At 52.8% G+C, this 11,125-nt stretch carries 7 protein-coding genes and 1 CRISPR repeat array; of the genes, 1 reads left to right on the top strand and 6 read right to left on the bottom strand.

Annotated elements, in window-relative coordinates:
- The 6 genes from narJ to BLV87_RS17215 all read right to left on the bottom strand — a co-directional run bounded on the left by narJ (position 1) and on the right by BLV87_RS17215 (position 9,324).
- Positions 1-684: a nitrate reductase molybdenum cofactor assembly chaperone gene (narJ, locus tag BLV87_RS17190; RefSeq protein WP_093070677.1), complete on the bottom strand. Its 684-nt coding sequence runs from the start codon at positions 682-684 to the stop codon at positions 1-3.
- On the bottom strand, positions 681-2,234 hold the full coding sequence (gene narH, locus BLV87_RS17195) for a nitrate reductase subunit beta (protein ID WP_093070679.1): 1,554 nt from the start codon (positions 2,232-2,234) through the stop codon (positions 681-683). The genes narJ and narH overlap by 4 nt, the downstream gene beginning before the upstream one ends.
- Positions 2,231-5,983: a nitrate reductase subunit alpha gene (locus BLV87_RS17200; protein WP_093070680.1), complete on the bottom strand. Its 3,753-nt coding sequence runs from the start codon at positions 5,981-5,983 to the stop codon at positions 2,231-2,233. Before BLV87_RS17200 ends, narH begins: the two co-directional genes overlap by 4 nt.
- 5 nt (positions 5,984-5,988) lie before the next feature.
- Positions 5,989-6,381, bottom strand: a complete 393-nt coding sequence (locus BLV87_RS17205) for a TusE/DsrC/DsvC family sulfur relay protein (protein ID WP_175518036.1) — start codon at positions 6,379-6,381, stop codon at positions 5,989-5,991.
- A 63-nt stretch (positions 6,382-6,444) separates the two neighbouring features.
- Positions 6,445-8,052, bottom strand: a complete 1,608-nt coding sequence (locus BLV87_RS17210; RefSeq protein WP_175518038.1) for an MFS transporter — start codon at positions 8,050-8,052, stop codon at positions 6,445-6,447.
- A 15-nt stretch (positions 8,053-8,067) separates the two neighbouring features.
- On the bottom strand, positions 8,068-9,324 hold the full coding sequence (locus tag BLV87_RS17215; protein WP_093070683.1) for an MFS transporter: 1,257 nt from the start codon (positions 9,322-9,324) through the stop codon (positions 8,068-8,070).
- A 367-nt stretch (positions 9,325-9,691) separates the two neighbouring features.
- Positions 9,692-10,740: direct repeats of the CRISPR family, unit length 28 nt; unit sequence TTTCTAAGCCACCAATACGGCGGTTAAT.
- A 112-nt stretch (positions 10,741-10,852) separates the two neighbouring features.
- Here BLV87_RS17215 and BLV87_RS17220 point away from each other — a divergent pair.
- Positions 10,853-11,125, top strand: a 273-nt coding sequence (locus BLV87_RS17220) for a helix-turn-helix domain-containing protein (RefSeq protein ID WP_139282221.1), incomplete at its 3' end; no start/stop codon positions are given.

The raw sequence follows: 11,125 nt of genomic DNA on the forward strand, positions 1-11,125 counted from the left end.
TCAGTTCTCCCGAAAATGCAGCGTGTGGGTTTGGTTGGTGGATTGGGTGGGTCGGCACGACGCGCCTTTGTCTTCCACAAAGGCGACCATTTCCTCTTCCCAGACCTTATCCATCGCAGCGGCGGTGTCATCGCGGGGTTCAGTTGCCACTTTACCGCGCAATTCCCCCATGTTCGGCTGGATGCCAATCATCGCCAGCAACGCATCAAACAACAGGTGGTAATTACTGCCGCGCTCCTGCAAGCGTGCCGATAACAGCGCGAGGATGGGGTGAACATCTCCCAAGCCTTGCGCCGCTTCGGCTTCGCTGCGGGTGGCGAGGTATTCCAGATACAAGGGGATGTAATCCGGCAATTCCTTGACACTCAACTCCAGCCCTGCGTCCCGGTATTGCTGGAGCAAATCCACCATTGCCTGCCCACGATCCCGCGATTCGCCGTGAACGTGTTCAAACAGCAGCAAGGACAGCGAACGCCCGCGATCAAACAGCGACACGTAATCTTCCTGCGCATCCAGCAAATCGCCCGTACCCAGTTGCTGGATGAAAGCGGTCAGGGAATCACGCAAGCTCACCGGCAAACGGGTTTCTTCACGCACCACGTCAATCAAAGCACTGCGGGATTCGATCAGTTCCGCCGTGGGGTAATCCATTAAGCGTGCCAGTACGGCAAAAATCTTAATCATGGCTTGACCTCCTGCTTCACGAAGTCGATTTTCTGCACCATCGTAACGGTTTGCTTGCGCCCGCCGAACAGGTTGACCTCGTTATTCCCCGTGCTAGTGCCGCAGCCGTCGCCGAAGCTGAAACCGCAGCCGCCGCGTTCGGGGAAGGCTTCGCGTGCCAGTTCACGATGACTGGTGGGGATGACGTAACGGTCTTCGTAATTGGCAATCGCCAGATAACGGTACATTTCCTTGGCTTGCGCTTCAGACAAACCGACTTGTTCCAAAGCACGGGTATCGTGGATGCCTTCCACCGTTTCTGCCCGCTTGTATTGGCGCATCGCCATCAAGCGTTTGAGTGCCAATTTCACTGGCTCTTCATCGCCCGCCGTCAGCAAGTTTGCCAAGTAGCGTACCGGAATCCGCAAACTGTCCACGTCCGGCAATACGCCGTCGTAGCCGATCTTGCCCGCATCCGCCGCCGATTGAATCGGGGAAAGCGGCGGCACATACCACACCATTGGCAAGGTACGGTATTCAGGGTGCAACGGCAGTGCCAGCTTCCAATCCATCGCCAGCTTCCACACGGGGGATTCTTGCGCGGCTTTCAGCACATTGTCAGGAATGCCGTCTTTCTTCGCCTGCTCAATCACTTTCGGGTCGAATGGGTCGAGGAATACTTCCAACTGCTTTTGGTACAAATCCTTTTCGTTCGGGGTGCTGGCGGCGGCTTCAATCTGATCGGCGTCATACAGCAATACGCCAAGGTAACGGATGCGACCCACACAGGTTTCAGAACACACCGTCGGCATCCCCGCTTCAATGCGCGGATAGCAGAAAATGCATTTCTCGGATTTACCGGACTTCCAGTTGTAGTAAATCTTCTTGTAAGGGCAGCCACTCACGCACATGCGCCAGCCACGGCATTTGTCTTGGTCGATCAACACAATGCCGTCTTCGTCACGCTTGTAAATCGCACCGCTGGGGCAAGACGCAACACACGCCGGATTCAAGCAGTGTTCGCACAAACGTGGCAGGGTAAACATAAAGGTGTTTTCAAACTCACCGTAAATGTCCGCCTGAATCTGGTCGAAATTTTTATCCTTGCGGCGTTTGGAAAATTCCGTGCCGAGGATTTCTTCCCAGTTTGGCCCCCATTCGATTTTGTCCATGCGCTGCCCAGAAATCAGCGAGCGCGGACGTGCCACCGGCTGATGCTTGCTATCGGGTGCGTTGTGCAAGTGTTGGTAATCGAAATCGAATGGCTCGTAATAGTCGTCAATTGCCGGTAAATCGGGGTTGGCAAAGATATTCGCCAATACCCGAAACCGCCCGCCGATACGCGGCTCAATTTTGCCATCGGCGCGGCGTAACCAGCCGCCTTTCCACTTGTCTTGATCCTCCCAATCTTTGGGATAACCAATACCGGGTTTGGTTTCGACGTTATTGAACCACGCATACTCCATGCCTTCGCGTGAAGTCCAAACGTTTTTGCAAGTAATCGAGCAGGTATGGCAGCCGATGCACTTGTCTAAATTCAGCACCATGCCGACTTGGGAACGGATTTTCATTTTACTGCCTCCTGAATGGTGTCATTACCTTCGCCGTCCAGCCAATCGACATTGGTCATCTTGCGCACAATGACGAATTCATCGCGGTTAGAGCCGACCGTGCCGTAGTAGTTGAAGCCGTAAGCTTGTTGCGCGTAACCGCCGATCATGTGGGTGGGTTTCGGGCAAACGCGGGTGACGGAGTTGTGAATGCCGCCGCGTTCGCCAGTAATGGCAGAACCGGGTACGTTCACAATGCGTTCTTGCGCGTGGTACATCATTACCATCCCCGGCATGACGCGCTGGCTGACCACTGCCCGCGCTGCAATTGCACCGTTGGCATTGAACAGGTCGATCCAGTCGTTATCGACAATGCCCAGTTTTTTAGCATCGTCCTCACTCATCCACACAATGGGGCCACCGCGTGACAGCGTGAGCATCAGCAAGTTGTCGGTGTAGGTGGAATGGATGCCCCATTTCTGATGCGGGGTAATCCAGTTCAATGCCAGTTCGGGGTTGCCGTTGGACTTTTGGTTGAGCATCGGCTTAATGGTTTTGGTGTTAATCGGCGGGCGATACACCAACATGCTTTCGCCGAAATCACGCATCCAGTCATGGTCAAGGTAGAACTGTTGCCGCCCTGTCAAAGTACGCCACGGAATCAGCTCGTGAACATTGGTATACCCCGCGTTGTACGACACATGCTCATCTTCCAAACCCGACCAAGTAGGGCTGGAAATGATTTTGCGCGGTTGCGCTACGATGTCGCGGAAGCGGATTTTCTCGTCTTCCTTATTCAAGGCGAGATGCGTGTGGTCAATGCCGGTGATTTTCGACAAGGCTGCCCACGCTTTCACCGCCACTTGTCCGTTGGTTTCGGGGGCAAGTGAAAGGATCATTTCCGCTGCATCAATCGCGCTGTTCAGACACGGACGACCTTCATTCGTGCCGCTGGTGTGCTGGTGGTTGAGCTTGCCGAGGAAGGCGATTTCGGTTTCGGTATTCCAGCCGATGCCTTTGCCGCCGTTGCCGAGCTTTTCCATCAACGGGCCAATGGAAGTAAAGCGGGCGTAGGTTTCGGGGTAATTGCGTTCCACCGCAATCAACGCAGGTGCGGTTTTGCCCGGAATCAGGTCGCATTGACCTTTCTTCCAATCCTTCACGCCAAAAGCTTGACCCAATTCTGCTGGCGCATCGTGCAACAGTGGCAATGTCACCAAATCGGTTTCCACCCCCAAATGCCCAACGCAAACCCGCGAGAATTCCTTGGCAATGCCTTTGTAAATTTCCCAGTCGCTCCGCGCTTCCCATGACGGGTCTACGGCTGCGGTCAGCGGGTGAATAAACGGGTGCATATCGGAGGTGTTGAGGTCGTCCTTTTCATACCAAGTCGCGGTCGGTAGCACGATGTCGGAATACAAGCAGGTGGTAGACATGCGGAAATCGAGCGTCACCAGCAAGTCGAGTTTGCCTTCGGGCGCGTCTTGATGCCACTTCACTTCTTGCGGTTTCACCCCGCCCATTTCGCCGAGGTCTTTGCCTTGCACGCCATGCTTTGTCCCCAGCAAATACTTGAGCAAGTATTCATGCCCTTTGCCGGACGAACCCAGCAAATTGGAACGCCACACGAACAGGTTACGTGGGAAGTTTTGCGCGTTATCGGGGTCTTCCGCCGCAAAGGCGATCTTGCCGGATTTGAGGCTGGCAACGGTGTAATCCGCCGGACTCATGCCTGCGTCTTTGGCAGCTTGAGCAATGCGTAACGGGTTGGTATTGAGTTGCGGCGCGGAGGGCAACCAGCCCATGCGTTCTGCCCGCACGTTGTAGTCAATCAAGTTGCCGGATTGACGCGCTTTGTTCGCCAGCGGGGAAAGGATTTCCTTGATTTCGAGCTTTTCGTAACGCCATTGGCTGGAATGGTTGTAGAAGAACGACGTGCCATTCATTTGCCGTGGCGGACGTGACCAATCCAGCCCAAACGCCAGCGGCAACCAGCCGGTTTGCGGACGCAGCTTTTCCTGCCCAACGTAATGCGCCCAGCCGCCGCCTGATTGCCCGACGCAGCCGCACATGGCGAGCATATTGATCAAGCCACGGTAGTTCATGTCCATGTGATACCAGTGGTTCATGCCCGCGCCGACGATAATCATCGACTTACCCTTGGTCTTGTCAGCGGTATCGGCGAATTCACGCGCAATGCGGATCACTTTGTCACGCGGTACGCCGGTAATCGCTTCCTGCCACGCGGGAGTGTACGGCGCTTTGGCATCGTTAAAGTCTTTAGCACTGTCATCCGCGCCCAAACCACAACCCACGCCGTAATTTGCCATGTTCAGGTCGTACACGGACACCAACAAGCCTTCGCTCCCATCCGCCAAGGTGACTTTGCGGGCAGGCAATTTATACTTGAGGATGTCTTTCAGTGTATTGCCTTGGAAATAATCGCTCGGCACACCGCCAAAATAAGGCAGCGCAACATCCACTACGGTGTCGTGCCGCGCTACCAAGGACAAGGAAAGCGCAACATCTTCGTGAGTTTTGCCGTCTTTTTGTTGCAAATTCCACTGACCTCTACCATCCCAACGGTAGCCAATCGAACCATTCGGGGAAATGATTTCACCCGTAGCATCGTCAATCGCAACCGTTTTCCAATCAGGGTTTTGCTCTTCGCCCAAACCAGACACGAAGTCACTGGCACGCGCAAAGCGTCCCGCCTGATAACTGCCATCGTCCCGCGCTTCCAGCAACACCAGATTCGGCCAGTCGGTGTAACGGCGCACGTAATCGGTGAAATAGGCACTCGGTTTATCAACGTGGAATTCTTTCAGAATGACGTGTCCGAACGCCATTGCCAACGCCGCATCCGTCCCCTGTTTCGGGTTCAGCCATTGGTCAGCATGTTTGGCAACTTCCGCGTAGTCCGGCGTAATCGCGACCGTTTTCGTGCCTTTGTAACGCACTTCGGTGAAGAAATGCGCGTCAGGAGTACGAGTCTGCGGAACGTTAGAACCCCACGCAATGATGTAGCTGCTGTTGTACCAATCGGCGGATTCCGGCACGTCGGTTTGCTCGCCCCACACCATCGGTGACGCAGGCGGCAAATCGCAATACCAATCGTAGAAGCTCAAACACACGCCACCAATCAGTGACAGGTAACGGCTTCCGGCAGCATACGACACCATCGACATCGCCGGAATCGGTGAGAAACCAATCACGCGATCCGGGCCGTATTGCTTGGCAGTGTACACGTTCGCCGCCGCAATCAGCTCATTCACTTCATCCCACGAAGAACGCACGAAACCACCCAAACCACGCCGGGTTTTGTAGGATTGCGCCATCGCCGGATTTTCAACGATGGATGCCCACGCCGTAACCGGATCAGGATTTTTGGATCTTGCCCCGCGCCACAATTCCATCAATTGGCGGCGCATCAAGGGGTATTTGAGGCGATTCGCGCTGTACATATACCACGAATAGCTTGCGCCACGCGGACAGCCACGCGGCTCATGATTCGGCAAATCCGGGCGGGTACGCGGGTAATCGGTTTGCTGGGTTTCCCACGTCACCAAGCCGTTTTTCACGTAGATTTTCCAGCTACACGAACCCGTGCAGTTTACGCCGTGGGTGGAACGTACCACCTTGTCGTGCTGCCAGCGTTTGCGGTAGCCGTCTTCCCAGTCGCGGCTCTCCTCGGTCATCGCCCCATGCCCGTTGGAAAACGGCGTTTGGGTGCGTTTGAAAAAATTCAGTCGGTCAATAAAGTGGCTCATGGCAATCAATGCTCCCCTTTGGTTCTACGGATACCCGCCAAGCGATTGCCCTGCTTTTGCGGGCCGCCTTTAGGGAATATTTCATGCAGGTAATGATTGGTGGCGAACTCTTCACCCCACGCCTGTTTGAAGTGCTTGAGCATGTCACGCACCGGGGCTTGCACGCCGTGTTCCTGATGGTAGTTGCGCAGGAACTCGATGATTTCCCAATGCTCATCGGTCAGCACCAAGCCTTCACGTGCGGCGAGGGCTTCCACGAAACCTTCGCTCCAGTCATCCATGTTCTGGATGTAGCCTTCCTGATCCGTGAGGATTTGCTTGCCATCGACTTCCAACGCCAAGGTATAAATCGCGTAAGGGTTGGTTTGCAGATTGTCGTCATATTGTTGAATTGCCATGTTTGTAGCTCCTATTCTTAGCCCCTCGCCCCTTGAGGGAGAGGGGTTGGGGTGAGGGGTTCTTTAAGGGTTCTTGATCTCGCTGCCACTACGCAGATAAAACCACCAGTTCAAAATCAGGCACAGCGCGTAGAAAATCGCAAAGCCATACATCGCGTTTTCCGGTGAACCTGCTTTAATTTGGTCACCAATGACCACGGGGGCAATGAACGAACCGTAGGCCGCTACTGCTGAAGTCCAACCCAACACAGGCCCCGCTTGCAGGCGGTCAAAGATCACCCCAACGGTACGGAAGGTCGAGCCATTGCCGATACCCGTAGCGGCAAACAGCACCACAAAGGTGATCAGAAATTGATTGAAATAGATTTCCGGGGTAGCGGACTGGTAAGCCTGCATCATGATGTAACCCGCGTAAGCAGAAGCCGCGACCATCACCACTGAAATCACTTGCGTCACGATAGAACCGCCCACCTTGTCAGAAATCCAACCACCAACCGGGCGAATCAATGCCCCCACGAAAGGGCCAATCCATGCGTAAGCAAATACTGGAATCGCATTGGGATTAGGGTTATGCGCCCACGTTTGGGTTGCTGCATCCAGCACATGGCTGCTACCAAAAATAACTTTAATCGACAACGGCAATGCCATTGAGAAACCGATGAATGAACCGAACGTCAGCACATACAACACGGTCATTGACCAAGTATGCTTGTTGCTGAAAATCGCAAATTGCTTATTGATATTGACTTTCATCTCACCAAAAGCTGCCAGTTTCATCACACCCAAGGTCAGGATGATAGTCAGTGGCAACGCAATCCACATATTGAGCACCCCTAAGCCCGTGGGTGCAGGTAAGTAGAGGTACAAACCCAAGACGGAAGTTGCCAACGCCAAGCCATACAACCACAGGATTTTGATAAACGCCGGAATCGTGCCGCCAATGTTCGGGGAAATCGGCAGCAGATTATTCATGCCAAAGAAGCCGAAAAATGCCAAAGGAATCAGGAACACCAGCCACACCAAACCCGCGTTTTGAATCCAGGTTTGGGTTCCGGCAGTAATCTTGCCCAGAATCCAACCGGAATCTTTTGCCAGTGGTAAAGAATCACCACCCAACACACCAAACACACCCATCGTCATCACCAAGGGAATGAGGATTTGCATGGTAGTCACACCAAAGTTGCCCAACCCCGCATTCAAACCGAGTGCAGTACCCTGCAAACGCTTGGGGAAAAACGTGCTGATATTGGACATCGAGCAGGCAAAGTTACCGCCACCGATACCGGAAAGCAGCGCCAGCAATTGGAATGTCAGCAGCGGCGTATCCTTATCCTGCAAGGCAATCCCTGTGCCTAATGCCGGAATCATCAGCAATGCCGTGGTCAGGAAAATGGTGTTACGCCCACCCGCGATGCGAATGAAAAAAGAAGCCGGAATGCGCAGGGTCGCGCCAGCCAGACCGGCAATCGCCGTCAAGGTAAATAACTCGTCGGTTTTAAACGGAAAGCCCAGATTGGACATCTGTACGGTGATAATCCCCCACATCAGCCAGATGGCGAAACCCATCAGCAGGCTGGGGATCGAAATCCACAAATTGCGGTTGGCAATCTTCTTGCCGGTGCTTTCCCAGAACGTGGTGTCTTCCACGTCCCAATTTTTAATATCAGTCATCAGGTATTCCTCGCGTTAAACGGTTGTGGTGAGGGACTTTGCGTGTAAATCGGCATGAACCGGGCGAACTTCGGTGAAATACATCCACATCAGCGATACCCACACCACCCCAAACATCAGCATGAAGGCGGAAGAGCGAATGCCGGTGAGATCCACCAATGCGCCAAACATAATCGGCATCAGGAAACCACCCAAACCACCCGCCAAGCCCACCACGCCGGATACCACGCCAATGTTGTCGGGGTAATCGTCGGATATGTACTTGAAAACCGAGGCTTTACCGACAGCGAAAACCACGCCGAGGGTAAACAGGATGATGGTGAAAACGGTCGGGGTCAGCCCGAAGTGAAAGGTTTTTGCCCCGTTCAGGGTTTGAATCGTAATGTCACTTTGCGGGTAAGACAGGAAGAACAAGCACACCAGTGAAACCCATAATACCCACCAGGTCATGGTGTGTGCGCCGAGTTTATCGGAGAAATAACCACCGACTGCCCGCAACAAGCCACCGGGAATACTGAACGCGGCGGCTAAAAACGCGGCAGTTTTCAGGTCGAAACCGTATTCACTGACATAATATTTGGTCATCCACAAGGCCAGCGCGACGTAGCCGCCGAACACGATGGAATAATATTGGCTGTAACGCCACACCTTGGGGTCTTTGAATACCGCAAGCTGTTCGCGCACCGTGACCGATTTACCCACTTTGTGGCTCGGTTCGCTGAAGGTGAAAAACCAGAACACAATCGCCATAACCAGCATCAACACGGCGTAGACTTTGGGCACCATCGTCCAGCCATAGCCGACCACGATAATGGGCGCAAGCAACTTGGTGACAGCCGCGCCGGTATTGCCTGCGCCGAAAATCCCCATCGCCAAGCCTTGGCGTTCCTTCGGAAACCAGCGGGCGCAATAGGCAATCCCGACGGTGAATGAACCACCCGCTACGCCGACGAACAAGCCAGTCACGAGGAAATGCCAGAATTGGGTTGCCTGCGAAATCATCCAGATCGGCAACACCGTGGATAGCATCAGGATGGTGAACACGATGCGCCCACCGAATTTATCCGTCCACATCCCTAGCGGCACGCGGATCAATGAGCCGGTCAGTACCGGTGTTGCGATCAAAATCCCGAACTGGGTTTCGTTCAAACCCAAGGTTGCCTTGATAGGAATCCCGATGACGGCAAACATCATCCAGATCATGAAGCACACCGTAAAAGCCAGCGTACTCATGATGACGACCGACCATGCCTTGTATTGCTGCGTTGCCATAATTCACCTCGTAACAAAACCGTAAGTGGTTTCAAGGTGATTCTAGGCTGATAAATTCCTGATTCTAGTGGGGGTAATGGCGGGTAAACGACGAGAAATACCACTTTAGTGGTACATAATAGTTTATCTAAAGCACTGTTTTAAATTGGTTTTTTATTAAGGCTTAGTTTGGGTTTTGGTGTTGGCGACATAGAGGTGGTACACCCTTTAACCCAGTTATCCATAACAGTTTGGTAACATTAGATACAATTATTATGTTGTACCCGTATCAGCAGCTTGACCAATGTTTGGAGCCGTTTAAACAAATCGTAAATGTCACCAATACGGCGGTTAATCCACTTCCGCTAAATGGTGTAATCCGTTTACTTTTCTAAGCCACCAATACGGCGGTTAATATTTACCATGTATCTCTTCAGCTAGATTATTATTTCTAAACCACCAATACGGCGGTTAATCCATTGATATACGTTTGCGCGTAACACTGGGTTTTCTAAGCCACCAATACGGCGGTTAATTCAATCGCACAGTCCGCATTGATATTGATATGTTTCTAAGCCACCAATACGGCGGTTAATCGCACCTTGCCCGTAAGATGGCGGGTTCACGTTTTCTAAGCCACCAATACGGCGGTTAATAAGAAAAGAAGGAAGCCAGTGCTGAGCCTGCTTTTCTAAGCCACCAATACGGCGGTTAATCAAAGCAACCCACAGCCAGTGCTGCTACGTCTTTTCTAAGCCACCAATACGGCGGTTAATAAGAAAAGAAGGAAGCCAGTGCTGAGCCTGCTTTTCTAAGCCACCAATACGGCGGTTAATCAAAGCAACCCACAGCCAGTGCTGCTACGTCTTTTCTAAGCCACCAATACGGCGGTTAATAACATGGGTTACTCCGTGATGATCGACAGTTTTTTCTAAGCCACCAATACGGCGGTTAATATTTGGGTTACAATTCGGCAAAGAAGTTACCGTTTCTAAGCCACCAATACGGCGGTTAATTAACACGCCAATCGGCGCGTCTGGCGGCTCTGTTTCTAAGCCACCAATACGGCGGTTAATTGCGCCCACGTACCGATACCAGATCAGATGCTTTTCTAAGCCACCAATACGGCGGTTAATAAAATCATTGAAGCGCGTCCGGTGACAAGCTGTTTCTAAGCCACCAATACGGCGGTTAATTCCATCAAGTCTCTGCATCATTATGCCCGTGTTTTCTAAGCCACCAATACGGCGGTTAATTCACACTGACCGAAGCCGTCAAAGACTTTGTTTTTCTAAGCCACCAATACGGCGGTTAATCTGACGAAACCGCCCCTCGGTCAACTGATCATTTTCTAAGCCACCAATACGGCGGTTAATCGGGAGTGGGTCGGTGCGGGTACAGGTATTCGGTTTCTAAGCCACCAATACGGCGGTTAATGTGATAACATGTCACCAGCAATGTAAAACTGATCCACCGATGACAATTTAAAATTGACCCACCTGAACAGCAAAATGCCGTTTTCAGCCGATGCGGAAAACGGAGCAAGCCAATGTTGACTCAGGAGTTAGTCGTGGATATCCATGTTTTACATCGTCAGGGTATGAGCATCCGAGCGATTGCCAGACAGTTGCACCTATCCCGCAATACCGTGCGGCAGTATCTGCGTAACCAAGCACGGACGCCGCAGTACCAGCGGGCCGAACGGCCTTCTTTGCTGGAACCCTTCAAGCCCTACCTGCATGAACGGATGGAGGCCGCCCGCCCGCACTGGATTCCAGCCACGGTGCTGTACCGGGAACTTCAGGAACAGGGTTATACCGGT

The organism is Thiothrix caldifontis (assembly GCF_900107695.1).
GTDB classification, from domain to species: Bacteria; Pseudomonadota; Gammaproteobacteria; order Thiotrichales; family Thiotrichaceae; genus Thiothrix; species Thiothrix caldifontis.

Coding starts and splice junctions, on each gene's coding strand:
- narJ (WP_093070677.1), bottom strand. CDS start 684: ATGATTAAGATTTTTGCCGTACTGGCACGCTTAATGGATTACCCCACG.
- narH (WP_093070679.1), bottom strand. CDS start 2,234: ATGAAAATCCGTTCCCAAGTCGGCATGGTGCTGAATTTAGACAAGTGC.
- BLV87_RS17200 (WP_093070680.1), bottom strand. CDS start 5,983: ATGAGCCACTTTATTGACCGACTGAATTTTTTCAAACGCACCCAAACG.
- BLV87_RS17205 (WP_175518036.1), bottom strand. CDS start 6,381: ATGGCAATTCAACAATATGACGACAATCTGCAAACCAACCCTTACGCG.
- BLV87_RS17210 (WP_175518038.1), bottom strand. CDS start 8,052: ATGACTGATATTAAAAATTGGGACGTGGAAGACACCACGTTCTGGGAA.
- BLV87_RS17215 (WP_093070683.1), bottom strand. CDS start 9,324: ATGGCAACGCAGCAATACAAGGCATGGTCGGTCGTCATCATGAGTACG.